The organism is Desulfocurvus vexinensis DSM 17965 (assembly GCF_000519125.1).
Classification (GTDB): domain Bacteria; phylum Desulfobacterota; class Desulfovibrionia; order Desulfovibrionales; family Desulfovibrionaceae; genus Desulfocurvus; species Desulfocurvus vexinensis.
In genome coordinates, this window is sequence record NZ_KI912582.1 from 312,120 (window position 1) to 337,280 (window position 25,161).

Below are 25,161 nucleotides of genomic sequence, written 5' to 3' on the forward strand. Positions count from 1 at the left end.
ACAGGAGGGAAACCATGCGTTACGAAATCGCACCCCGGGATATCGCCCTGCTGCGGGCCAGCGGCCTGCCGCAGGAGGACGTGGGGCACAGCGTAGGCGTCGCCCGCATCGTCGCAACCCTGCTGGAGGAGATGCCTCCCGCCGCCCTGGCCGGGCTTGACGGGGAGCTGGCCGTGCGCGCCGCCCTGTTCCACGACCTGGGCAAGACCGTGACGACCGGCATCCTGCACGGCGAGGAAGGCGCGCGCATCGGCCGGGGCCTGGGGCTGCCGGAGGGAGTGCTGGCCGTCATGGTCAAGCATGTGCGCGCGGGTGTTCCTGCACAGCAGGCCGCGAGCTATGGCCTGCCCCCCGGCGACCGCCGGGTGACCCGCCTGGAGGAGGCCCTGGCCATCTACGCGGACAAGCTCGCGGACATTGTGGAGGAGCCCGGGCTGGCGGCGGGGCTGGCCGATGCGCGGCGCCGTTTCGCGGACATCCTGGCCACCCGGGCGGACCTGGCCAAGGACGCCGCCACCCGCGAGCGCTATCTGGCCCTGGCGCAAACCGTGGAGACGGCCATCCGGCCGGGGTAAGCCCCCGGGCGCGGCGCGGAAACGCAACAAGGCCCCGGACTGGTCCGGGGCCTTGTGCGTTGAAGCCTTGCGCGGGGCGCGCCTAGCGGGTCAGGCGGCGGTACTTCACGCGGTGGGGCTGGTCGGCCTCCTTGCCCAGGCGGCGCTTGCGGTCTTCCTCGTAGTCCGAGTAGTTGCCGTCGAACCAGACCACCTGGCTGTCGCCCTCGAAGGCCAGCATATGCGTGGCGATGCGGTCCAGGAACCAGCGGTCGTGGCTGATGACCATGGCGCAGCCGCCGAAGTTCAGCAGGGCCTCTTCCAGGGCGCGCAGGGTGTTCACGTCCAGGTCGTTGGTCGGCTCGTCCAGCAAGAGGACGTTGCCGCCCTCCTTGAGCATCCGCGCCAGGTGCACGCGGTTGCGCTCGCCGCCGGAGAGCACGCCGACCTTCTTCTGCTGGTCCGCGCCCGTCAGGTTGAAGCGCCCGATGTAGGCCCGGGAGTTGACCTCGCGCCCGCCCAGGTCGATGAGGTCGCGCCCGTCGGCGATGACCTCGAAGACGGTCTTGTCCGCGTCCAGGGCGTCGCGGCTCTGGTCCACGTAGGACAGCTTGACGCTCTCGCCGAGCTTCACGCTGCCCGCGTCGGGCTGCTCCTGGCCGGTGATCATGCGGAACAGGGTCGTCTTGCCCGCGCCGTTGCCACCGATGACGCCGACGATGGCGCCCGGGGGCACGGCCAGGGTCAGGCCGTCCATGAGCAGGCGGTCGCCGAAGCTCTTGGTCACGCCGTCCAGCTCGATGACGCTCTTGCCCAGGCGCGGCCCGGCGGGGATGTAGATTTCCAGGTCCTTGGCCAGCTTCTGGCGCTCCTGGGAGACCAGCTCGTCATAGCGGGCCACGCGGGCCTTGCTCTTGGCGTGGCGACCCTTGGGCGCGGTGCGGATCCACTCCAGCTCCTTTTGCAGGGTCTTGCGGCGCTGGTCCTCGCTTTTTTCCTCGTTGGCCAGGCGCTTTTCCTTCTGCTCCAGCCAGGAGGTGTAGTTGCCCTTCCAGGGGATACCCCGGCCGCGGTCCAGCTCCAGGATCCACCCGGCCACGTTGTCCAGGAAGTAGCGGTCGTGGGTCACGGCGATGACCGTGCCCGCGTAGCGCTGCAGGTGCTGCTCCAGCCAGGCCACGGACTCGGCGTCCAGGTGGTTGGTGGGCTCGTCCAGCAGCAGGATGTCCGGCGCGCGCAGCAACAGGCGGCACAGGGCCACGCGGCGCCGCTCGCCGCCGGAGATCACGCCCACGGGCGTGTCGGGTGGGGGGCAGCGCAGGGCGTCCATGGCCTGGTCCAGGCGCGAGTCCAGGTCCCACGCGCCGCAGGCGTCGAGCTTGTCCTGCACGGCGGCCTGCTTGTCCAGCAGCTTCTGCATCTGGTCGTCGTCCATGGGCTCGGCGAAGCGGGCGTTGATGGCCTCGAACTCGGCCAGCAGGTCCACGATCTCCTGCACGCCCTCGCGCACGACCTCAATGACGGTCTTGTCCTCGCCCACCAGGGGCTCCTGCTCCAGGTAGCCGATGGTGTAGCCGGGGACGATGTCGGTCTTGCCCTCGAAGTCCCTGTCCACCCCGGCCAGGATCTTGAGCAGCGAGCTCTTGCCCGAGCCGTTCAGGCCGAGCACGCCGATCTTGGCGCCGTAGAAGTAGGACAGGGAGATGTCCTTGAGCACGGGCCGCTGCTGGTGGTGCTTGCTGACCCGGTACATGGAATAGATGATCTTGTCAGGTGCGTCGCTCATGGTCTCGTGCCTCGCCGGGGGGCGGGTTCTGGTTTCTTATGGTGTATTGGGCGGGCGGCGCGCCCGCGAGGCCCTTATACCTCAGGTCCGGGCACAGTCAATGCCGGGGGCGGCGCCGCGAGCCGCGGCGCCCGGAGGGGCTGCGGCGGGGCCGGGCCGGAAGAAGGGCCGGGCCGGAAGAAGGCGGCCGGAAGAAGGCGGCTAGAAAAAGGGCAGGGCGCCGTGGTCGGCCAGGATCTTGACCCCGATGCCCACCAGGACCACCCCGCCGAGCACCTCGGCCAGCTGGCCGATGCTGCGCGCGCGGGCCACGGTCCGCCCCAGGCGCATGCCCAGGGCTGTGAAGGCCAGGGCCACCGCGCCGATAACCAGCGCCGGCCACCATACGGAGATGCCCAGCACCGACAGCGACAGACCCACGGCCAGGGCGTCGATGCTCGTGGCCACCGAGAGCAGGACCAGGGTCAGGCCCCGGGTGGGGTCGCAGGCGGCGCGGTCGTCGCCCTGGTCGCGCAGGGCCTCGACGATCATCTTCGAGCCGATGTAGGCCAAAAGCCCGAAGGCCAGCCAGTGCGCCCAGGCCTCGACCCAGTGGCGCACCGTGGCGCCCAGCAGCCAGCCGCAGATGGGCATCAGCGCCTGGAACAGCCCGAAGTGCCAGGCCAGGCGCAGGGTCTGGCGCAGGCTGGCGCAGCGCAGGGCCACCCCGGTGGCGATGGCCACGGCAAAGGCGTCCATGGCCAGGGCGATGGCGGTGAGCAGCAGTTCCAGGGGTTGCATGGCGGCGGTGCGGTCCGGTTGCGGGTGGCTGGGCGCGGGGGCGAGGGCCCTGTCTACCCCCGGGCGGGGCAGCTTGTCCAGCCCGGGGGGGCACAGGGCGCGGCCGGGCGGGGAGGGGCGGGATTTCCCGGTTGTGCTTCCCAAGGCTTCGCGCATGTGCTATGGGGAAGCCAGGATGAGGACCAGACCCCAACGCCAGGTGGCGGGGCGGAACGCGCGGACCGGCAGGCAGCCAGGGCGCGCGCGGGCCGCCGCCAGCCCCCCAAGGAGACCGCAATGACCAAGAAGGGCAAGACGCTTACGGGCGCCTTCGGAAGGCCCGTGGCCAACGATCTCAATTCCGAAACCGCCGGTGCCAAGGGCCCGGTGCTGATGCAGGACGTGCATCTGCTGGAAAAACTCTCGCACTTCGACCGCGAGCGCATCCCCGAGCGCGTGGTCCACGCCAAGGGTGCCGGGGCCTACGGGTACTTCGAGGTCACCGCCGACGTGACGCCGTATACCCGGGCGGCGTTCCTCTCCAAGGTCGGCAAGCGCACCGAGGTCTTCGCGCGCTTTTCCACCGTGGGCGGCGAGAAGGGCTCCGCCGACGCCGAGCGCGACCCGCGCGGCTTCGCCGTGAAGTTCTACACCGAGCAAGGCAACTACGACATGGTGGGCAACAACACCCCCGTGTTCTTCATCCGCGATCCGCTCAAATTCCCGGACTTCATCCACACCCAGAAGCGCAACCCCGGCACCAACCTCAAGGACCCTGACATGTTCTGGGACTTCCTGTCCCTGACGCCGGAGTCCATCCACCAGGTGACCATCCTGTTCTCCGACCGGGGCACCCCGGCCACCTACCGGCATATGAACGGCTATTCCAGCCACACCTACCGCTGGTACAACGCCAAGGGCGAGACCTTCTGGGTCCAGTACCACTTCAAGACCGACCAGGGCATCCGCAACCTGACCGGGCCCGAGGCCCACGCCATGTGCGGGGCCGACCCCGACCACGCCACCCGCGACCTGCACGCGGCCATCGCGCGCGGCGAGTTCCCCTCCTGGACCCTGGAAATGCAGATCCTGACCCCGGCCCAGGCCCGCGACCTGCGCTGGGACATCTTCGACATCACCAAGGTCTGGCCCCATGGCGAGGTGCCGCCCATGACCGTGGGCAAGCTGGTGCTCGACCGCAACCCGGTGAACTACTTCGCCGAGGTGGAGCAGGCGGCCTTCAACCCCAGCAACTTCGTGCCCGGCATCGGCCCCTCGCCGGACAAGATGCTCCAGGGCCGCCTGTTCTCGTACCACGACACGCACCTGCACCGCCTGGGGGGCAACTACCACCTCATCCCCGTGAACGCACCGAAGGCCGCACCCGAGGCCAGCTACCAGCGCGACGGCGCCATGCGCACCGACAACGGCGGCGGCGCGGGCCCCAACTACTGGCCCAACAGCTTCGGCGCCCCGGCGCCGGACCCGGCCATGGCCGAGCCGCCCCTGCCCATCGAGGGCCCGGCGGCGCGCCACGCCTACGAGCTGACGGATGACGACTTCGTCCAGGCGGGCACGCTGTACGCCACGGTCATGACCGAGGCGGACCGCGCGAGCCTCGTGGCCAATATCGTCGGCCACCTGGGCGGCGCCCAGAAGCGCCTGCAACTGCGCCAGGCCGCCCTGTTCCTCAAGGCCAACGAGGACTACGGCACCCGCGTGGCCAAGGGCCTGGGCCTGGACCTGGCCCAGGTGCGCAAGCTGGCCGCCATGACCCAGGACAAGCGCGTGGCCGCCACGGCCTCCTGACCCCCCGCGCCCCCGGCGGGCGGCTGACGCGACGAACCGGACACCAGGGCCGGGCCCCCAGGGGCCCGGCCTTTTGCATGGCGGACGCAAAAAAAGGACCCCGGCGGAACCGGAAGTCCTTGTATTTCTTGATGGCGCGCCAGCCAGGATTCGAACCCGGGGCCGTCGGCTTAGAAGGCGGTTGTTTTTCAGCCAATTTCTAAAATGTATTTTATAATAACTCATAAAATTAGATACTTAATGTGCAACAATTTCCCGGTGAACTTCGAAAATGGTCATCAATTTCCCACCGAGGTTCCCAAAATGTTCCCAAATCTTACCCATTACCCTCCATCTAGGGGCATCCGCGTTAGTTATTAACCCCCAAATAGCTAACACACCAACAAGATTTATAAAAATCGTTGACCAGCGATGAGCGGATGGTATGATGTCCTCAATTTCTCAGGAGGTGCATACCATGACCGCAACCACCCAGTGTATCAGCCCGCGAGATCTCGCTTCGATGCTCCAGGTGCCGCTCGGCACCGTGTATCGGCTGATCAAATCCGACGCCATGCGAGACGGCAAACTCCCACAAGGAATTCGAATAGGCCGCAGATGGGTCTGGAGGCTCTCGGACGTAGAGTCCTGGCTGGACTCTCGCGTCAAAGACCAAGATCGCCCCCGGGTGTATCAAAAGCGCAAGGGCTCCACCGATGGAAAGCGCACAGGACGCCCACGCAAGGCCGATCAGATTCGACAACGCGCGAACTAACTGGCCCGGCAGGATGCCTAAATCGCGCCAAACCAGTCATTAGGCGAGGAGCAGGTAACGCAAGGGGCATCCGTGTCCAACTCAGGTAAAAGAGACATTGGACTCTGAAAATGTGGCTCGCCGATTCAAAAACCAGGCTGGAGATCTTCTTGAACAGGGCGCAGTTCAATCTGCCAGAGCGCCCGTCATACGAGTAGTTGGAGACTTATACCCCGCCCCTCTACCGTTTCCCCGGCAGCCCCCTGCTTGCCGCTCCTCAGGAAAGCCCATGTCACCCTTGAGGCCTGGGCTCGAGGCCTGGCATAATCACACGACAACATGGCACTCTGGCCGAACGAAGCAGTCCTTTCCAATCGTACGATTTCCTTCTCTGTTTCCCTCTATGGCCTGGGCCAAGGTGTATCGTTGGCACTTTTTTCTCCCATTTGCACATGGAATTTTGCGTTAAATATAATTCAAATCTTGACTATGGCTAGAAATTGAGTGAAATATAACTCATGAAGGAAATCGGAGAAACTGTCGCCCGATTGCGGCGCGCTAAAAAATGGAGCCAGAGCGAACTCGCCGAGCGGGCGCAGGTTTCGCGTTCGTTTTTGAGCACCCTGGAGCGAGGCGTGGCGACCGATGCCGGGGTGCGAAAAGTCGATCGGATACTTGGGTTGTTCGGCTATTGCCTCGTGGCGAAGCCTCAGGCTGCACCTCCAACGTTGGAGGACTTGCAACGCGCCCAGGAGGACGAACATGCTTGAAGTTCGTAGCGCTGGGCGTTCTGCTGGCCGACTGAATCGGACGGCGCAGCAGAAGTTTGCGTTCACGTATCTGGCGGACGCCCCTGCCGAGGCCGCAGTGTCTCTCACAATGCCGGTGCGCCCCGAAAGCTGGCTTTCCATGTGGGGCATTCATCCCATTTTCCAAATGAACCTTCCCGAGGGTGCGTTGCGGCTTCACCTTGCAACACTCCTGGCGAAGGCTCTCCCAGATTTTGATGATCTGGAGCTTCTGCGTGTGACCGGCTGGTCTCAGATCGGCCGACTGAGCTACGGAACCCCAGGAGACAGCCCTGGAGAAGCCCCCCGGCCCGTCAGCGTGGAGGAGATTTTGACCTACGACGGGGCTGAAGATCTTTTTCGCGAACTGCTGGAGCGGTTTGCGCCCACATCAGGGATTTCTGGCGTGCAACCCAAGGTGCTTATTCGTTCAGAGGAGGGCCGAAAGCTCTCGCCGGATCACAAGGTGTCGCTGCTGGCACCTTCGCATGTGGTCAAGACATGGGACGCGACCTATCCCGAATTGGCGCTCAATGAACATTTCTGCCTTCTGGCCGCCGCTCACGCAGGCTTGGCGGTCCCGATCTGGGAGGTTTCGGAGAACAGTCGTTTCCTGGTCGTGGAGCGCTTCGATCTGGATGATGCGGGCAACTATTTGGGCTTCGAAGACCTCTGTGTGCTCAGTGGTGTCGGTACGGACGGGAAGTACAAAGGGAGCTATGAGCAAATCGCGAAGACCTTGAAGGATTTCATCGAGCCTGGGGCCCAGGGCCAAGCCTTGCGAGATTTTTTCAAGATGGTCGCCCTGGCGGTCGGGCTTCGTAACGGAGATGCCCACAGGAAGAATTTTGGATTGCTCTACGCCTCTCCAATCTCGCGGCAAGGAGTACTCGCACCGGCATTCGACCAGGTGACGACAACGGCGTACCTCCCCAACGACGTCATGGCCCTGACCCTGAAAGGATCGAAGAAATGGCCGAACCGTAAGTCCTTGATCGGCTTTGCCGTTGAGGCTTGCGGTCTGGCGCCTTCAATGGCTGTAAAGGCGCTGGAAGAAGTCGAGAATGGGATTCTGCATGCCCGTGAGGCCCTGCGCGAGAAGGTCCAGGCCGGAGATTCCTTTTCAACAGTCGGCCACTTGATGCTGGCGGCCTGGGACCAGGGGCTGGCAGCGCTGGCCGACTGACCTCGGACGGGGACCGCTTCTTTTACCTTGCCTCTGCGGATCCCCTAGATATCCGAAAATGTGCCCGGCGAAGCGTGGCGCATTTCCTTGCGGCCTACTCATTCTGCGTCGCGCTACAACTTATCTGCCTTCTGCAGCACTTCCAGGATATGCTCGAGCAACTCGCCGGGCTTGAATATCCTGGCCTGCCAACGTCTCGCCTGAACGACGACCACTTCCGCAGCAACGAGATGGCAACGTTAACACCTCACTCTCCCTGGAGCATGATGTATCAAAACCATATATTGCTAGGGAAAGGCTGTGCAACCGGTGCAGGATACCGCTTGCCCTGATGATTATTGCCAAAGAATCGCATTGGCCTTCGGGTGATATCCATCTGGTATTACAATGGTTTTTCAAGGCGTTTCTATGACGGTATGCATAGATTATCAGGGAGGGGGTCATAGTGTTTTTCAGAGGTCATCATAGCCTTGTTCATAGCCGTTCATAGCCGTGTTCATAGCCATATTCATAGGCGTTTTCAGAGATTGGCCGTAATTTTCTCCTGTATTTCTGTGCTGTTGCCAAACCTGTGTTCAGACTTGCGGGGATCACTATTCTTCACAGTGGGGTTCTCAATCGCCTCCCGCTACCGAGCGTTACAAACAATTCGAATGGAGGGGTTGTAACGCGGGGGTATCACTCAAAAGCCTTTTCAAGACATCACAAAAAAGCCCCTCATGCCGTTTACAATCCTCATGTTTTTTCGTCACGATTTCCGCAACTCGCTCAAAGCAATCCACCAAGACAACGCAACACCATTCCCAACCGACACAAGCCGTGTTTGGCCCTTAGATTTTGGGCTGAAGGACGACTCCGCGCGCCCTCCCGGGCTAGCCGATCCGACATCGCCCCTTGCCGCCATACCTCCCTCCTGACGGTGCGGCAGATCAGCATCTCCAGGATATGCCGCAAAGGCCTCTCATTCGTAAGTCTTGCCGAGTTCGCGAACCTCCTCGGTCACTTGGGCCACCAATTCCCTAGGGGCCAATGCCTTTGCCTTGGAACCGAAACTGAGCACCCAGGAGACCACTTCGGGCATGCTACGGGCGGTAAACTCCAACAACACCCTCCCGTTCTTGTATTTCGTAATCGCCTGATCCTCGCTCCACAGACGCTCCAATACGTAGGCGGCCACATCCTTCTCGAATTTCACCTTGCTCCGAAACGGCTCCTGTACCATCAGCCCGAACAATTCCGCCTTGCTCTCGGCATCGGGTTCGATGTCGAAAGCCCTGTTCTGCACCCGGACGCCCTGCAGCCGATGCACGGCGAGCATGATCGAACGCAGGGGATCGGCGGCGCCCCTGTCCGCTACACGCCATCCTGTCACATACAGGGCCTCCCGATACGAAACGAGCTGTCGCGGGGCGAAGGCGTAGGTTCTCGGCTCCGGGTTGTTTGGTGCGTGGTACGTGATTTCGCACGTCCGCTTGTCCTGGATGCCCCTTATGAGCGCCGTGATGTGCTCCTGATGCGGAGTGTAGTCGATGCGCCCCTTGAACTCAGCGACGGCCAAGGGGGTGAAGGCCTTGTCCCGTTCGTCCCGATCGGCGAGCAGGGTCGAAGCCTTGGCCACGGCACGGCGGACCTGTTCGCCAATCCCTTCCGGCAGGAGGTGCAGCACCATCGTCCGGCAGAGCTCCAACTGCTGGATCTCCTCGGCGCTGAGGGTCGTCCTGGGCGATGCCTTGGGATTCGGCATCCAGTAGATCCTTTTGCCTTTTTCGAGGCCGCTTTGTACTTCCCCACCGAAACTGCGGTCTATCTGCTCGACCATCCGCATGACGGTCTGTTTCGAGCAATGCAGCTCCCGCGAAAGCTGCGGCAGCGTGAACCTTCTGCCCGTGAACATCAGCAGGCAGTAGAGACCGAGGACCTTTTGCGAAGGGGAGCTGTACGGAGCGAGTTTGGCTGGCATGGGCGTCACTCTTCCTATGGGGCTGAATTTTCATATCCAATTTTATTTTCCTATATTCCGAAATATGGAACATCTGTCAAATAGTCTGGCTCTCCCAACAAAAAATGCACGCTGAAATCGCCACCGGAACCACGCGGGTCCATATCGACGCGGCGCATGAAAGGAGGACACCATGAACATCTCAAGACGCCGCTTCCTCAGGACGATACCGGCCCTTGCCCTGCTTCTTGGGGGCGCGCCCGCACAGGGAGAGGCCCGGGAAACCATCATCAACCGTTTCTCCGTGGCCGGCTTCCAGTATTATCAGGGCCAGACGGTCCTGCCCTGGATGCGACCCGGCGAGACCCTGCGCCTGATCCCCGAACCGGGCAATCCGCACGACCGGTACGCCGTGGAGATATACCGGGGCGGCACCAAGCTGGGGTATGTGCCCCGCAGCGATAACAGGCACATCTCCCGGTTGCTGCGGGACGGCGTCGGCCTTGTCTGCAGAGTGGAAGACGTCGGCGCTGGTGAGTCGCCCTGGAACGCCGTCAGGGTCACGGTATCGCTCCTGCAGGGAGGTCCGCCATGCTGAGGGAGACCGTCCGCAAACTGCTGGAACGCAACTGCTCGGCAGTCACGCCCCTGTTTCGCCTGCGCAGGGAGTTATGCGGCGCGCTGTTCAATCGGGCACAACTGCGGGAGCTGGGCTGGAAATTTTCGTACGGCAAGAACGGATCTGTCTGGTATGAAAAGGGGTTTCAGGAAGGCGCCCAGGACTGGACAGTGCGCCTCTTCCTGCACAGGGAAGGATTCCTGCGCGACATCCAGGTCTTCACCGTGCATCCTGAGGCGGCCATCAACGCCATCTGGCGGGAGGAAAGCGACTTGCTACCCTGCGAAGAGCAGGTACGGGAAGAGTTTCTTTGCGGCATCCAGCGACATGCGCCCGCATCAGCCGAACATGAGATATTCGCCATCTCCGAAGGATGGACCGCAGATGGCAGCGAGGGACTTTCCGAACGCGGAAAAAGATCGCGGGTCGTCGTCGGCCGGACCGAGGCGCTTGCCGAGGACGATCCCGGAACCGCTCGGCGCTACGTGGTCGGCGTCAGCCGCTGGTCGCCGTGCCTCGAACCTGTAACCCTCGAAGCGTCGTTGGCGCATCAGGGGGCGCTCCTGGGTCTGCGCCAAGAGGCGAGCATTCTGCTCCTGTCAGCCCTCGACTCGGATGCCGACACCGCCGATCTCTGGAATCTGGCCGGATGTGTTCTGGATTCCCTCGCTGAAAAGGCATTGGCCTTCGAGTGCTTCAAGCTGGCCACCCAGCGGGACCTCGACCATCCGAGCGCCCCCGGCAACACCTGGCTCCTGGGAATGCCTTTCTTGGAGCGGCGCCTCAAGTCCCGGGATTTCCGCGCCGCTCTGGATGTCGCGGACGACCTTCTCTCTTGCCCCGCTCCCGAATCGGACACGGACAAGCAAAAGGCCCTGGAGGCTTCAGCGCTTTGCTGCGAGGGCCTGGGCCTTCCCGACGAGGCCCGGGACCGTTTCACGTCCCTTCTTGGGGAATACCCGGACGGCCTGGTGGCCCAGCTCGGCCTCAATCGGCTCACGGAAAGGGACGGCGCGCTCCGCAAGACGGCCTTCGAACAGCAGTTGGCGGCCTTCCCCCGCATTCCCCAGGAGGTGGAAGGACCGGACTCCTTGGCCGTCGATTTCATCGCTGGATGCGATCATGGCGATCACTGGGCGTCGCTCGTTCCGGACGTCGGGGGATTCATCGATTCCTATCTTGAAACCATCGTGCAGGCCATGAAAGTCACCGCCGAGGCCGACTTCCCGGCGGCCATGCGTGTCCGGGGCAACTGCGACAAGGCTTTCGCCGGGTTCTACCCCGAAGACGCCTCGTTATTCTGCCTGGCTTTGTGCACGCACGCGCCCGAGGAGCGGCGTCTCGATTTCGCATCCATGTATCCCTGCGCGACCTGGGGAGCCAGTATCGACCTGGAGCCTCTTTCCTTCGAAGAATGGGAGCGGGGAGTGGAAGGCTCCGTCGTCCTGGCAACGCCCGAAGGATTGCCGCTGACGGCATTCGTCCCGCTCTATCTCCGGAACCGCCGGGAGCTCAGGCCGGAGCACAAGTATCCGTTCATCATTTCGGGATTCGCGATGTCCGTCTACCCCGCGGAAGATCATGATTTCGAAATTTCGCAAGGCCCGCTCACGTTCGACGAGGACGGCAACGACATGGGGCCGCAGACCATCACCATGGGCACGGACCGGTCCACCCTGTTCCCTTCCTTCGAATATCCCAGTGAGTACCACTACATCCTTCCCGTCCTGAGCGTCGACTGGGTGGACTTCATGGGCAACCGGGTCTGCCGGATCACGACGCGGCACGACACAGAGGGGGGCGCCATCCCCATGACTCTCTACGCGGGCGAACATCTGCTGGGAGACTATCTTCCGCGCAAGGGAGACGCCATCGAAGGCGCTTTGTGTCTCCAGGCCTATCTCGCATCCGGGCAGGGGGTGCCGGTCGATAGGCAGGAGAAGGAGGGGAAAAGGCTGCAACCGGGCAGGATCACCTTCTCCAGACCCGGCCAGGACCTGTTCGGGCTGATGCGGGATCCCGGGGAGCACGCGCTCAACGCGGCGAGCGGGATCAAGCGATACTCCGCCATCCCCCTGAGACTGGACAATCAACCGCAGTTCGTCGCCGAAAGAACGAACGGGGAACGCTGTTTCGTCTACGTGTCCGAGTTCCTCCTGGACGATCGGGATTGGGATGCGGCGCACAGGGCGGCCCAAGCCCGCCTGGAAACCAGGATCACCCACCGTGAGTACCCGCTTCACATCGTCGGCGTGGGCAAGAGGCCGGTCGGAAACGGTTATTCCTTCTCGTATTACGGTTGGGATGTCTTGGATGACATGCCATGAACGGACGTTTGAAAAAGATCCCTCTGGACGCAGTCCACAGTTGCTCATGGGCTTTTTGATGCAGTTGTTCCTGGTTGAAATAAAAGATATAGGACAATCCAAGAATCAAGCTCACCCCCTAAAAATGTCGAACAAAAATGATGGGCGTATCAATGGGTTGCACAGAGCAAAACGGAATCCCTTTTTCTAAAGGCCAACTGGTAGTCGACAAGAATAACCCAAGCCAGCAGGGGATATACACGGGGCGATGCACCAGGGCAGGCTCGCAAATCATGGTCGAAGTGCAATACCCCAATGGTAATACCGGATTTCGCCCATTAGGCGTTTTGGAAGCTCTTGAGCCAGACAAAGTCAAAACGTTGCGCGAGCAGTTTTTTGACGGAAGATTTGGAAAGCTTTCGGACCTTAAGCGCCTTATTACTTATGAAAAACTCAAAGGCACACTTCATGAGGTGATCTACTCCATGGAGGCAGCCCAGATTGATTTCTATCCATACCAGTTCAAACCCGTCCTGAAATTCATCAATTCCCCGACCGAGCGTCTTATTTTGGCAGATGAGGTCGGTTTGGGGAAAACGATTGAATCCGGCCTCATCTGGATGGAGATGCAAGCCCGCTACCAGTCCAACAGGCTGCTTGTGATCTGCCCTAAAATTCTCGCTGAGAAATGGCATGAAGAGCTGCGGAACAAATTCCTGCTCGATGCGCGTATTATTGATTTCAAGGGATTTCGTGACGAAATCAAAGAACTCAAAAAGAATGGTCCCGACTATCCCTTCATCCTCATCGGCACTTATTCAGGCCTTCGCCCGCCAAAAGACTCGAGGGAAAGCCTCAATCAGCCTCCTGAAGATAAGCCGTCGGAGTATCCTAAGGCTGAACTCTTAAGGGAGCTCAGGTTTTGGGATGAGGATTACCCTCCCCTGGACATGGTTATCTTTGATGAAGCGCACTATATGCGCAACCAGGCGACAACGACCTTCCATCTTGGCGAAAATATCTCGGCCAGCGCCAGGGCCGTCCTTTGCGTTTCGGCAACGCCGGTTAACAACAGCAACATTGACCTGCATAGCTTGCTGCGCCTTATTGATGAGGACTTTTTCGCCACCCAGGCCAGCTTCGAGGATTTAGTGGCCATGAACCGACCTGCCGTCCACGCGGGCAACGCACTGGCGCAAGCCCCTGTGGATGTCGAGACGCTCATGACCTCAGTACAGGGAATGGCCAAAAGCAGATACATCAAAGAAAACAGGCTATTCGACCAGTTCATAAAGCATTTGGAATCACTCTCGCACTCGGGATTCAAAGATGTGTCTCTACTGGCTAAGTGCCAGGATATTGCAGAGAAATTAAATCTTCTTGGTGCATACATCAATCGAACACGCCGTGTGCAGGTCAAGGAAGAGCGGGCTGTGAGGAAGCCTCATGTTGTTGCCTTGGAGTATACTCCAGAAGAGATGGAGTTGTACCAAGCAATCCTCAAGGTTGTCCGACTAAGGTGTAAAAAGAACAAGAAACCATTTCACGTTTTTCAGGTGATGGGATTGCAGCTTATGACTGCGAGTTGCCTGCCTGCATTCTCTCATCGAATTCTTTCGGATGAGCTATTTGCCGACGAAAATTTGCATCAAGAGGCATTTGGAGGAGAAGGATTTGAGAAGAGCTCTGCAGCGTCCATCAGCGGCGAGGACATAAGTAGAATTAGGCAGCTCCTCTCCTACGATTTTGAAAAGAATGACAGTAAGTTCAAGGCACTTGTAGATGTTCTTCGCAAGGAGCCTAAAGAAAAAATAATAATCTTCGCCTATTATCGCCCGACATTAGCCTACCTCCGCAGGCGGCTGGTGGCCCTGGGCGAAAGCGTAACCATCATCCATGGCGGAATACCCATCGAAAATCGCTGGGAAGAGCTGGATCGTTTCAAGGATCCGAACGGTCCTCGAATCCTTCTCGCCTCGGAAGTGGGGAGCGAAGGCATAGACCTCCAGTTTTGCCGGATACTAGTCAACTATGATCTCCCATGGAATCCGATGCGGGTTGAGCAGCGAATTGGCCGTATCGACCGCGTGGGCCAGAAGGCGAAAAGCCTTTCCATTGTTCACTTCAAAGTAAGCAACACAATCGAGGAGCGAATTCACGAGCGACTACACGAAAAACTTGAAGCTTTCAGCAGCAGCTTGGGCGACCTCGATGATGTCATTGGAGAAGAAGTAAAGCAGCTAACTATAGATTTGCTCAGCAATGAACTGACCCCGGAAGAGGAACGAAATAAAATATCTCAAACTCAAACAGCGATAGAAAACCGTCTCGTACTGATCAAGACTCTAGAAGAGTCAGGTGATGCCTTGGTTGCTCTTTCTGATTACGTACAGAAGAAAGTTGAGGAAGACCGAGGCAAAGGGCGATTCGTGCAAGCTGATGAACTCGAAAACTATGTTGCTGATTTCTTCGGCAGGTATTTTAAGGGCACTGAAGTAAATTACAATACCCCTTTCCCTGGTTGCCTCTTAATCAGGTTCTCTGAGGAGGCCCGAGCATCATTAGGCGATTTCATTCAAGGGGACAGGTCGCTCAGCGCGCGTCCTCTACGGCAGAAAGAATTAGCGCTTTCTTTCAGCAGGGAAGTTCTTCAAAGACTATCCCAAAAGCAAAAGAGAAATATTAATTTCGTGAACCATCTTTCTCCAATGATTCGCTGGATCACGAAAATCAACAAAGATAAGGAACATGATTTATACAAACTGGCGGCAGTGACCGTTCTCAAAGCCAGCATTCCTAACGGAGTGTATCTCTATCGTATTGAACGCTGGGTTATGAAAGGACTTTCTAGCGTTGAGAAACTGTCTTATGCCATGATCTGCCTAAAAACAGGAGCACTCTATTCCATCAATGAAACAGAGAAAATATTTCAAGAAGTATTGACCTCTGGAGATGACTGGCCATATCGCGATTACGACAGAGATTTGATGATGATGCGATTTGATTCTCTTGAGTCATACATGCAGAAAATGTTTAGCGAAGAAGTGACTCAGTTTGAAATTGAGAACGAAAGTGTTCTGCAAATCAAGACACAGCGCGTTACTGGGATTTTTGACCGAAGGATAGAGCAAGATAAACGACGTCTGCAGACATTGGTAGAGTCAGGAAGAGAAGAGCGTGTGATTCGCATGGCTCAAGGTCGGCTCAATAAGGCGCAGGAGAACAAGGCGAAGCGGCTCAATTCTCTGCGGGCAAGCGCTGAAATCTTGCCCGATACCGAGCCTGTCGCCGTTGGGTTGGTTCAGGTCGGAGCATGAGGGAGGGTATCAAATGGGTAAGATATCTGATTTTTTCGGCAAGCTAAGGGATGAGCTTTTTGGCGACTCGAAGGCCGATGTTGGTAAAAAGCCTATTGACTCAGACGCTCACCAGATAGTCGACAGTTCTACTGACCCATTAGCGACCTCCCGAAGGGATTCGAGCGAACTGCTTCGGCCTCAAAGAGAACCGTACTTCATCCAAATTGGATATGATTTCGGGACATCTTTCTCCAAGTGTGTCTACCGAGAGGTATACAAAGATAAAGCGTGGGTCTTTTGTCCTGGATGCTACAACGACAAGGAAAAGCCATTCTTAATCCCCAGCGCGGTCCTATTCCAAAATGGAGAGTTGGCCCGGCATACCGACTCGCAAATCCAATACCCCAATAACGGTTTATACCATCTCAAATTTGCCATTGAAAAGATAGCCAGTGGAGATATTAATGCGCCAGTCCTCAACCCTTACAGGTCTGCCTTGAACGGCATGGGGGGCTTGCATCTCGCTGAGTTTGTTGAAAAATGCGCAGTTTTTTTCCTAGGTTCGTCATTAGGAGAAATTCAGCAAGACGCGAAAAGCAGGTTTCCAGATTTTGGCGATAATCCCGCTGATCAATTTGCAGTTAACCTCGCAATACCTGTCGCTGATGCAAGCGTTCCAAAGATCCAAGGAACTTACGAACGGATTCTGAAAAAGGCTTGGTCTATTGCCCCGTCCTTGACCAGAGAAGCAAGAGTAAAGCTGCACCACATTGACGAAATGCTAGAGGACGCTTCGAGATCCATAGATATTTGCATGCTAGATGATCTTTGCTTCGTTTATCCAGAAGTAAGCGCGAACGTTCAAGCTTTTATCCGCTCACCAGCCTCTAGTCCAGACCCACGAACTATTTATTTTTTCTCGGACACTGGCGCAGGAACTGTTGACCAAAGCGTTTTCACGTATACCAAACAATTAAACTACTTTTCAGCTAATGTTTTCCCGATTGGATCTAGCCATATAGAGAGATTGGCCTGTGGCTCTAACGTTTCAACCAAACAGCTTGATTATTGGAGAAGCAAAAAGGAAACCGGGGACGGCAGTCCCAACCTCACTCAGGCTAAGAATGCTATAGAAAACAAACTTTCTCATTATTCACATTCCCAGACCATCAAGGAAACTCAACGGCATTTGCCTAAAGGAAACGGCGTTGCTCCAGTTCCTACCATGAAGAAGCATATCCGTATTATATTTGGTGGAGGTGGACACCAAGACAATCCATATAAAAAAGGAGTTGTTGGCGCATTCTCTGATTTCTTTCATCCTGAACAGCACCAACCGAGAATTACAGCGATTCAGACTCCAGGGGATCTCGAGCTGGCGGTACACCAGCAAAGCTGGATTTCCAGGCTTTATGTCGCATACGGACTATCATTCTTGAAGGCGGATCTCGTTGGGAATAGATATCCTAAACAAACAGCGTTGAAACAAAAGAGCACAAAAAAGGATATGGTTATGTGCTCATGTCGGGGTATTAGCCCGGACTGCCCGAGATGCTCTGGTCTTGGTATGTATCGTGAGTAGCGAGAAACGGTATTGTGGATATGCCCGAAACGCCGGAAAGGGGCTTCTCCAACGTAACACGATGACGATGCTGGAGGGAGTGTGCGTTACGGGCACAGCAGAGATGGAGCTGGCGGAGAGCTCGAATACCAATCCATCGAAGAGCATTTGGAGGGTACCGCACGCTTGGCTGGCGATTTTGCGGCATCCTTTGGCGCGCCGGGTTGGGGCAGGCTGTGCGGACTGTGGCATGACCTGGGCAAATTTTCCGATGCGTTCCAGGAACGAATCACCGGGAAATTAACGGGCCGGGTCGACCATTCCACGTTCGGGGCTCGACATGCCCATGAGCGGCTGGGGATTCCCGGACTGCTCGCCGCCTATGCCATCGCCGGGCATCATGGCGGATTGCCGAACGGAAAGGACGGGTCCGCAAGCGATCTGGCGTCCCGCCTGGCTCGGACGGGGCTTTCTGAACCGCAGGACATCCCGGAATACCTCCTGGAAAGCGAAAAGCCCGGGGAGTTGCCGCTACGAATCGCCGCGGACAAAACCCGAATGGCCTTCCAGGTGTCCTTTTTCGTTCGCTTGTTGTTCTCCTGCCTTGTGGATGCGGATTTTTTGGACACCGAACGCTTCATGGATCCAAAGCGCCATGCCTTGCGCGTCCCCGGCCCGGAATTGCCGGAACTGGAGGCGAGGCTCGGCGCGCATCTGGCGAGTATCCGTAGCGCATCCACCAGGGTCAACGCCAAGCGCGCGGAAATCCTGGACGCCTGCCTGCTCGCGGCCCTGTCTCCTCCGGGGCTTTTTTCCCTTACCGTGCCTACCGGCGGAGGCAAGACCTTGTCCTCTCTGGCCTTCGCCCTGCGCCATGCCGCGCTGTACGGGCTGCGGCGGGTCATTTACGTAATCCCCTACATGTCCATCATCGAGCAAAACGCCCGCGTCTTCCGCGAAGTGCTGGGCGACGAGGCCGTGGTGGAGCACCACAGCACCTTCACGCCCGGCTCCCTGGGCCAAGCGATGGACGAAGATTCGCCCTCCTACCGCCGCGCCCGGCTGGCGTCCGAGAACTGGGACGCCCCGGTGGTGGTCACGACCAACGTGCAGTTCTTCGAGTCGCTGTTCGCCGACCGCTCCTCGCGGTGCCGCAAGCTGCACAACGTGGCGGGCAGCGTCGTCGTCCTGGACGAGGCCCAGATGCTTCCCGTGGAGTACCTGCGCCCGTGCCTGGAGGCCTTGCGGGAACTCACCGCCAACTACGGCACGAGCGTCGTGCTCTGCACGGCCACCCAACCCGCCCTGTCCACGTCCCCGTCCTTCCCCGACGGTCTCGATGGGGTCCGCGAGATCGTGACCGGCCTGGACGGGATCGAAGAGGCTTTCGACCGGGTCGAGCTGGAGGACGCGGGCACCCTGTCCACCGAGGCCCTGGCGCAGGCCCTGGCCGGGGAGCGTCAGACCCTGTGCATCGTGAACACCCGCAGCCGGGCGGCGGAACTGTTCGCCTTGCTTCGCGAACGCCCCGGTGCGCGCCACCTTTCGGCCCGCATGTGCCCGGCCCACCGGTCCCTGGTGCTGGACGGCATCCGGGCCGATCTGGCGGCGGGGCGGCCCTGCCTGACGGTCAGTACGCAGCTCGTGGAGGCCGGGGTGGACGTCGATTTTCCCCTGGTCTACCGGGAGCTGGCGGGCCTGGATTCCATCGCCCAGGCCGCCGGGCGCTGCAACCGCGAAGGGCTGCTGGGCGAGGGGCGGCGCGGCCTGACGCGGGTCTTTCGCCACGAGGCGGGCCTGCCCCGGATGTTCCGCCCGGCTGCGGATTCGGCGCAGTCCACCCTGCGCCGTTTCGAGGATGCGCCGTTTTCGGCCCGGGCCGTGCGGGACTATTTCGCCAACTACTACTGGCGGCGGGTCGAACGCCTGGACAGCAAGGGCATCCTGGCCGCCCTGTCCGCCGACGTGGACCGCCTCAATTTCCCTTTCCGGGACGTGGCCCAGGCGTTCCGGCTCATCGAAAACGACATGCTGCCGGTCATCGTGCCCTGGGGGGACGCCGGGGAAGCCCTGGTGGAAGAACTGCGCCACGTCCAATTCCCGGGTTCGGTGCTCCGGCGGCTGCAGCGCTTCACGGTCCAGGTCTATCGTCACGAGTTCCGGCAACTGGATGCGCAGGGCGCCTTGGAAATCGTGGACGAGAGTTATGCCGTACTCGTTCGACCGGAGTCGTACCGGGACGATTTAGGCCTCGTGGTCGATACCGGCCAGGAGGCGGCGAACTACATTTTGTAGCTGAAAACAGACACAAGGAGGGGCCTATGGAATTCGGCGTCAAACTTAGGGTTTGGGGCGACTACGCCTGTTTCACGCGGCCGGAGATGAAGGCCGAGCGTGTGAGCTACGACGTGATGACGCCGTCCGCGGCGCGGGGCATCCTGGAAGCGATCCATTGGAAACCGGCCATCCGCTGGGTCGTGGACCGCATCCACGTGCTCAGGCCCGTGCGTTTCGACAACGTGCGCCGCAACGAACTGGGGGGCAAGCTCTCCGCCGCCGTGGTCAACCAGGCCATTCGCGCCGACGGCAAGCGGGTGGTGACGTTCATCGAGGACGACCGCCAGCAGCGCGCCGCCATGGTCCTGCGCGACGTGGAGTACGTCATCGAGGCCCATTTCGAAATGACCGACCGGGCCGGGCCGGGGGACAACGAGGGCAAGCACCACGAAATCTTCCGCCGCCGGGCCGCGAAGGGGCAGTGCTATCACCGGCCCTATCTCGGCTGCCGGGAATTCGCGGCCCGCTTCGAACTGTTGGAGGACGATCCGCCGCCGTCGGCGCTGTCCGGCGAGAGGGACCTGGGTTGGATGCTCCACGACATCGACTACTCGGGCGGTATGACCCCGCGCTTCTTCCGGCCCGTGATGCGCGATGGCGTCTTCGATTGCGGCCAGGAGGTGAAGCCATGATTCTTCAGGCGCTGAGCGGGTATTATGACCGCTTGCGGGCCGAGTCTCACGCGGTTGTCCCGGAATATGGGTTCAGCGTTCAGGGTGCGACTCATGCCCTCGTTTTGGACGGCGATGGCACATTGCTCGGGTTCGAGGATTTGCGGCACCACGAAGGCGCGAAGCCATTTGCCAGGTCGGTGGTCGTTCCCAAGCCCATGGGAAAGCGGTCCGGACAAAAGCCACCGCCGTATTTTACCTGGGACAATTCGAAGTATGTCCTGGGGATTACGTTCGATAACAAGGAATACACCCTGGTTCCGGACCGGCATGAGGAGTTCAAGGCAGTCAATTTGCGGCTGCTACGAGGTATGGACGATCCGGCAGCCAGGGCGTTTGTCTCATTTCTGGAATCTTGGGAGCCTGAAAAAGCGCAGGACATGGAAGACCATGAGGATGCACTTGCTGGAGGTTTCCTTGTCGTCCGCCTGGATGGGGAACAGGAATTCCTGCACGAGAAGAACGCCATCAAGACAGCGTGGCTGGAGGAAATGGAGGCTCTCCCTTCCGGAGGCACGGGACAATGCCTCGTGTCCGGCATCAAGAATGCCAGGCTCACGAGGCTGCACCCGGAAATAAAGGGGGTTCCCGGAGGGCAGCCTTCCGGTGCCCCTCTCGTCAGCTTCAACGACACAGCATACGACTCCCACGGGCATAGATACAACGCGAATTGTCCGGTGGGTGAACAGGCCGCCTTCGGCTACACCACGGCCCTCAACCATCTGCTCCGCCAGCGCGGGCGCAGGGTGCAGGTCGGCGACACCACGGTGGTCTTCTGGACCGAAAAGCCGACCACGGCGGAATCGTATCTGCCAGGGCTCATCGCCGGGTGGGACGCGCCGCAGGACATCGAGGACAAGGCCGTGGCCCGCGACCTGGGCCTGTTCCTGGAGGCCGTGAAACAGGGGCGCGCGCCCACGGATATTCAGGACGCCGGGACCGCGTTCTACGTGCTCGGCCTGGCGCCCAACGCGGCCCGCCTCGCCGTGCGCTTCTGGCACGTCGGCACCGTGGGCGAGATGGCCGAGCGCGTGGGCCGGCACTTCCGGGACCTGGCCGTGGTCAAGCAGTACGACAACCAGCCGGATCATCCCGGTGTGCGGCACCTGGCGCGCGAACTGGCGGCCTTGGGCGACATGAAAAACTTCCCGGCGATCCTGGCCGGAGGGCTGCTGCGTGCCATGCTGACGGGCGGGCGATATCCCGAGGCCCTGCTGGTTCAGGTTCTGGAGCGAATCCGGGTCGAGAAGTCCCGTAAGGACAAGAACGGGAAGCCCATCAACAGCGTGTCCTACCTGCGCGCCGCCATGCTCAGGGCGTGTCTCATCCGCAACCACAACAAGGAGATTCCCATGGCTCTCGACACCGCGCGCACCGACGCGCCCTACCTGCTCGGCAGGCTGTTCGCTGTGTTGGAGCGGGCCCAGCAGGAGGCCGTCCCCGGGGCCAACGCCACCATCCGGGACCGCTTCATCGGCGCGGCCTCGGCCACCCCGGCTCGGGTCTTCCCCGTGCTGCTCAAAGGGGCCGACAACCACCTCGCCAAACTGCGCAAGCTGAAGGAAAAGGAAGGGACTTCCCACTGGCTGGACAGGCAGGTCCAGGATATCTGCGCGGAGATTGCCGATTTCCCGCTCACGCTGCCCACGCCGGAACAGGGCGTGTTCCAGCTCGGCTACTACCACCAGCGCAAGGATTTCTTCACCAAGAAAGACGAAAAGGAGAACTAGACCATGGCCGCCATCAGCAATCGCTACGAGTTCGTGTACCTGTTCGACGTCGAAAACGGCAATCCCAACGGCGACCCCGATGCCGGGAACATGCCGCGCATCGACACGGAGACCGGTTACGGCCTGGTCACGGACGTGTGCCTCAAGCGCAAGGTGCGCAACTACGTGGACCTGGCGCGCGACACCGGGGCCGTCCCGGCGCAGGGCTACAACGTCTACGTTCGCGAAAAGGCCGTGCTCAACGAGCAGCACGAGCTGGCCTACAAGGCCCTGGACCTCAAGCCCGAGGCCAAGAAATTGCCCAAGAAGGAGCAGGAGGCCCACGCCCTGACCCGTTGGATGTGCGACAACTTCTTCGACGTGCGCACCTTCGGCGCGGTGATGACCACCGAGGTCAATTGCGGCCAGGTGCGCGGGCCGGTGCAGTTGGCCTTCGCCCGCAGCGTGGAGCCGATCATCCCGCAGGAGGTGAGCATCACGCGCATGGCCGTGACCAACGCAAAGGACCTGGAAAAGGAGCGCACCATGGGCCGCAAGCACATCGTGCCCTACGCCCTTTACCGGGCCGAGGGTTTCGTGTCGGCGCCGCTGGCCATGGGTGAGCGTGGGACCGGGTTTTCCGAGGACGACCTGAAGCTATTGTGGGAGGCCCTGGCCAACATGTTCGACCACGACCGCTCAGCCGCTCGGGGCAAGATGGCGGCCCGGGGGCTGGTGGTCTTCAAGCACGACGCCGCCCTGGGCAATGCCCAGGCCCAGGCGTTGTTCGATCTGGTCACGGTGTCCCGGGCGGACGGTTCCCAGGGGCCCGCGCGCGCCTTCGCGGACTACCGCGTCGCCGTGGACGAGTCCGGCGTGCCCCAGGGCGTGAGCTGCGAGGTGAAGTTCTAGGCCATGGACGCCGCCATGTATGCGGAGGACGAGCTGCTGCCGATTTCGGCCTTGCAGCACTACCTCTACTGCCCCCGGCAGTGTGCGTTGATCCACCTGGAGCGCGTCTGGGCGGAGAACCGCTACACTGCCGAGGGGCGCATCCTGCATGCCGTGGCCGACTCGGGCCGGGTGCGCGGGCGCGGCGGCGTACGCGCTCGCGGCGGCATGCCCGTGCGCAGCCTGCGCCTGGGGCTGACCGGCGTGGCGGACGTGGTGGAATTCGGAGCCGTGCCGGGCGCGCCGCAGGTGCCGTATCCGGTTGAGTACAAGCGCGGGCGCCCCAAGGACCAGGACTGGGACCGGGTGCAGTTGTGCGCCCAGGCCCTGTGCCTGGAGGAGATGCTCGACGTTTCGGTACCCGAGGGCGCGTTGTTCTATGGGCAGCGCAAGCGCCGGGAGGTGGTGATCTTCGACGACGCCTTGCGCGCGAAGACCACGGAAACGGCGGCCCGTGTCCACGCCCTGCTGGGCGATGGGGCCACACCGGCCCCGGGGTCAGCAGGGCGGTGCCGCAACTGTTCCCTGCGTCCGCTGTGCCGCCCGGAGGCGATCCGGCGGCGCGGCGGCGTGCGCCACTATGTGGCCGAGGCATTGAAGGACCTATGAAGACGCATTGCAACACGCTGTACGTGACCAGCCAGGGGGCCTACCTGTCCAAGGACGGGGAGTGTGTCCTGGTGCGCCTGGAGGACGGAACCAAGGCCCGTTTTCCAGTGCACACCCTGGACGGGGTCGTGTGCTTTGGAAACGTGGGTGTGAGCCCCTTTTTGCTGGGGCATCTGGCCGAGCGGGACGTGGCCGTGTCGTTTTTGACGGCCTACGGCAAGTTCCTGGCCCGGTCCCAGGGGCCCGTGAGCGGCAACGTCCTGTTGCGCAGGGAGCAGTACCGGTGGGCGGACGATGGGGAGCGCAGCGCCCTGGTGGCGCGTTGCGTGTTGGCGGGCAAGATCGTCAACGCCCGGTCCGTGTTGCGCCGGGCCGTGCGGGACCATGCCGACAAGCTGGACGCGGCGCGCCTTGGGGACGCGCTGGCCCGGCTGGACGACTGTGCCGCGCGGTTGGAGCGCGCGCAGGGGTTGGAGATGCTGCGCGGAGTGGAGGGCGAGGCGGCGGGCGTGTACTTCGCGGTGTTCGACGAAATGGTGCTGCGGGGAGGGGAGGCGTTCCGGTTCGCCGGGCGCAACCGTCGGCCGCCCCTGGACCGGATCAACTGCCTGTTGTCCTTCGTGTACACCCTGCTGGCCCACGACGTGCGCTCGGCGCTGGAGTGCGTCGGGTTGGACCCGGCGGTGGGTTTTCTGCATCGCGACCGTCCGGGCCGCCCGGGACTCGCCTTGGATCTCATGGAGGAGTTCCGCTCCTTCTTTGCGGACCGGCTGGTGCTTTCGCTGGTCAACAGGGAGCAGGTCGGTCCCGGAGGGTTCACCGTGACGGAGTCCGGGGCCGTGCTGATGGACGACGGGACGCGGCGCACGGTGCTCGAAGCGTATCAGAAGCGCAAGCGCGACGTGCTGACGCATCCGTTTTTGAAGGAGAAGATGCCGTTGGGGTTGGCGTTTCATACGCAGGCGCTTTTGCTGGCGCGGCACGTGCGTGGGGACCTGGACGGGTATCCGCCGTTCTTTTGGCAGTAGGGGGGGCGGGGCATGCTGGTGCTCGTGAGCTACGATGTGGATTTCCGGGACGGCACGGGGGCGCGGCGGTTGCGGCGCATCGCCCGGGCCTGCCAGGACTACGGGCAGCGGGTGCAGTACTCGTTGTTCGAATGCGATGTGGACCCTGCCCAGTGGACGAAGCTGCGGGGTCGGTTGCTTGAGGAAATAGATAAGGATAAAGACAGCTTACGTTTCTATTATCTGGGCAGCAACTGGCGGCGTCGCTTGGAGCACGTGGGGGCCAAGGCGGGCCGCGACCCGGACGGCCTGCTTCTGGTCTAAACCCCGCGAACCCCAAGCTGCCCCAAAAGGCCGGGGAGGTTCGCACAAATAATTATCATAAATATATCAGTGAGTTGTCTTTTTCGGTAAATAGATTGGATAGAGGCTGTATCGCTACGGGGTCAGGTTCGCGAAGGATACCTTTAAAACCCATGCGGCGCACCCTCCCAAATTCACTACGTCGCCCCCCGCGCGGGGGCGTGGATTGAAACTC

The 25,161-nt window shown here is 60.7% G+C and carries 21 protein-coding genes and 1 pseudogene; 18 read left to right on the forward strand and 4 right to left on the reverse strand.

Annotated features, from left to right (window positions below):
• Positions 1 to 14 precede the first annotated feature (14 nt).
• Positions 15 to 575: an HD domain-containing protein gene (locus G495_RS0116020; RefSeq protein ID WP_028588580.1), complete on the forward strand. Its 561-nt coding sequence runs from the start codon at positions 15 to 17 to the stop codon at positions 573 to 575.
• Between the two features lie 82 nt (positions 576 to 657).
• Here G495_RS0116020 and ettA read toward each other — a convergent pair whose 3' ends face one another.
• A complete protein-coding gene (gene ettA, locus G495_RS0116025; RefSeq protein WP_028588581.1) occupies positions 658 to 2,340 on the reverse strand; it encodes an energy-dependent translational throttle protein EttA in 1,683 nt (560 codons plus the stop codon).
• A 201-nt stretch (positions 2,341 to 2,541) separates the two neighbouring features.
• A complete protein-coding gene (locus G495_RS0116030) occupies positions 2,542 to 3,120 on the reverse strand; it encodes a manganese efflux pump MntP (RefSeq protein ID WP_028588582.1) in 579 nt (192 codons plus the stop codon).
• Between the two features lie 276 nt (positions 3,121 to 3,396).
• Here G495_RS0116030 and G495_RS0116035 point away from each other — a divergent pair, with 276 nt between their 5' ends.
• The 5 genes from G495_RS0116035 to G495_RS22135 all read left to right on the forward strand — a co-directional run bounded on the left by G495_RS0116035 (position 3,397) and on the right by G495_RS22135 (position 7,947).
• On the forward strand, positions 3,397 to 4,908 hold the full coding sequence (locus G495_RS0116035) for a catalase (protein ID WP_028588583.1): 1,512 nt from the start codon (positions 3,397 to 3,399) through the stop codon (positions 4,906 to 4,908).
• A gap of 457 nt (positions 4,909 to 5,365) precedes the next feature.
• The gene (locus tag G495_RS21440) at positions 5,366 to 5,662 is read left to right on the forward strand and encodes a helix-turn-helix transcriptional regulator (RefSeq protein WP_156939746.1); all 297 of its coding nucleotides are present in this window, start codon (positions 5,366 to 5,368) and stop codon (positions 5,660 to 5,662) included.
• A gap of 497 nt (positions 5,663 to 6,159) precedes the next feature.
• Positions 6,160 to 6,411: a helix-turn-helix domain-containing protein gene (locus G495_RS21445; RefSeq protein WP_084458394.1), complete on the forward strand. Its 252-nt coding sequence runs from the start codon at positions 6,160 to 6,162 to the stop codon at positions 6,409 to 6,411.
• Complete coding sequence (locus tag G495_RS0116040; protein WP_028588584.1) at positions 6,404 to 7,615, forward strand: type II toxin-antitoxin system HipA family toxin; 1,212 nt, start codon at positions 6,404 to 6,406, stop codon at positions 7,613 to 7,615. The genes G495_RS21445 and G495_RS0116040 overlap by 8 nt, the downstream gene beginning before the upstream one ends.
• 149 nt (positions 7,616 to 7,764) lie before the next feature.
• The gene (locus G495_RS22135) at positions 7,765 to 7,947 is read left to right on the forward strand and encodes a hypothetical protein (protein ID WP_169734408.1); all 183 of its coding nucleotides are present in this window, start codon (positions 7,765 to 7,767) and stop codon (positions 7,945 to 7,947) included.
• Between the two features lie 629 nt (positions 7,948 to 8,576).
• On the opposite strand, the gene G495_RS0116045 is transcribed toward G495_RS22135, so the two are convergent.
• A complete protein-coding gene (locus G495_RS0116045) occupies positions 8,577 to 9,575 on the reverse strand; it encodes a helix-turn-helix transcriptional regulator (protein WP_028588585.1) in 999 nt (332 codons plus the stop codon).
• Between the two features lie 172 nt (positions 9,576 to 9,747).
• Between G495_RS0116045 and G495_RS0116050 the strand changes: the two genes are divergently transcribed.
• The 5 genes and pseudogenes from G495_RS0116050 to G495_RS22670 all read left to right on the forward strand — a co-directional run.
• Positions 9,748 to 10,152, forward strand: coding sequence for an HIRAN domain-containing protein (locus tag G495_RS0116050; RefSeq protein ID WP_035252611.1), 405 nt, complete (start codon positions 9,748 to 9,750; stop codon positions 10,150 to 10,152).
• Positions 10,146 to 12,500, forward strand: a complete 2,355-nt coding sequence (locus G495_RS0116055) for a hypothetical protein (RefSeq protein WP_028588587.1) — start codon at positions 10,146 to 10,148, stop codon at positions 12,498 to 12,500. Before G495_RS0116050 ends, G495_RS0116055 begins: the two co-directional genes overlap by 7 nt.
• Positions 12,501 to 12,652: 152 nt before the next feature.
• On the forward strand, positions 12,653 to 15,796 hold the full coding sequence (locus G495_RS21935; protein ID WP_169734409.1) for an SNF2-related protein: 3,144 nt from the start codon (positions 12,653 to 12,655) through the stop codon (positions 15,794 to 15,796).
• Positions 15,797 to 15,809: 13 nt separating this feature from the next.
• Positions 15,810 to 17,360 carry a hypothetical protein gene (locus G495_RS21940; protein ID WP_156939748.1) on the forward strand — a complete coding sequence of 517 codons (1,551 nt, stop codon included), beginning with the start codon at positions 15,810 to 15,812 and terminating at the stop codon, positions 17,358 to 17,360.
• Between the two features lie 81 nt (positions 17,361 to 17,441).
• Positions 17,442 to 17,909, forward strand: a pseudogene (locus G495_RS22670) (CRISPR-associated endonuclease Cas3''); the annotation flags it as partial.
• Here G495_RS22670 and G495_RS22675 read toward each other — a convergent pair.
• A complete protein-coding gene (locus G495_RS22675; RefSeq protein ID WP_245588472.1) occupies positions 17,871 to 18,053 on the reverse strand; it encodes a hypothetical protein in 183 nt (60 codons plus the stop codon). The pseudogene G495_RS22670 and the gene G495_RS22675 overlap by 39 nt on opposite strands.
• A gap of 108 nt (positions 18,054 to 18,161) precedes the next feature.
• On the opposite strand from G495_RS22675, the gene cas3 reads away from it, so the two are divergent.
• The 7 genes from cas3 to cas2 are packed head-to-tail and all read left to right on the forward strand — an operon-like array spanning position 18,162 to position 24,947.
• Complete coding sequence (gene cas3 / locus G495_RS19865) at positions 18,162 to 19,634, forward strand: CRISPR-associated helicase Cas3' (protein WP_245588471.1); 1,473 nt, start codon at positions 18,162 to 18,164, stop codon at positions 19,632 to 19,634.
• Between the two features lie 26 nt (positions 19,635 to 19,660).
• Positions 19,661 to 20,308: a type I-C CRISPR-associated protein Cas5c gene (gene cas5c, locus G495_RS0116065; RefSeq protein ID WP_028588588.1), complete on the forward strand. Its 648-nt coding sequence runs from the start codon at positions 19,661 to 19,663 to the stop codon at positions 20,306 to 20,308.
• A complete protein-coding gene (gene cas8c, locus G495_RS0116070) occupies positions 20,305 to 22,077 on the forward strand; it encodes a type I-C CRISPR-associated protein Cas8c/Csd1 (protein ID WP_028588589.1) in 1,773 nt (590 codons plus the stop codon). The genes cas5c and cas8c overlap by 4 nt, the downstream gene beginning before the upstream one ends.
• 3 nt (positions 22,078 to 22,080) lie before the next feature.
• Complete coding sequence (gene cas7c, locus G495_RS0116075; RefSeq protein ID WP_028588590.1) at positions 22,081 to 22,968, forward strand: type I-C CRISPR-associated protein Cas7/Csd2; 888 nt, start codon at positions 22,081 to 22,083, stop codon at positions 22,966 to 22,968.
• Between the two features lie 3 nt (positions 22,969 to 22,971).
• The gene (gene cas4, locus G495_RS0116080) at positions 22,972 to 23,616 is read left to right on the forward strand and encodes a CRISPR-associated protein Cas4 (protein WP_245588466.1); all 645 of its coding nucleotides are present in this window, start codon (positions 22,972 to 22,974) and stop codon (positions 23,614 to 23,616) included.
• The gene (cas1c, locus tag G495_RS0116085) at positions 23,613 to 24,644 is read left to right on the forward strand and encodes a type I-C CRISPR-associated endonuclease Cas1c (protein ID WP_028588592.1); all 1,032 of its coding nucleotides are present in this window, start codon (positions 23,613 to 23,615) and stop codon (positions 24,642 to 24,644) included. The genes cas4 and cas1c overlap by 4 nt, the downstream gene beginning before the upstream one ends.
• A 12-nt stretch (positions 24,645 to 24,656) precedes the next feature.
• Entirely contained in the window at positions 24,657 to 24,947 is a 291-nt protein-coding gene (gene cas2 / locus G495_RS0116090) for a CRISPR-associated endonuclease Cas2 (RefSeq protein ID WP_028588593.1), read from the forward strand.
• Positions 24,948 to 25,161: the final 214 nt, after the last annotated feature.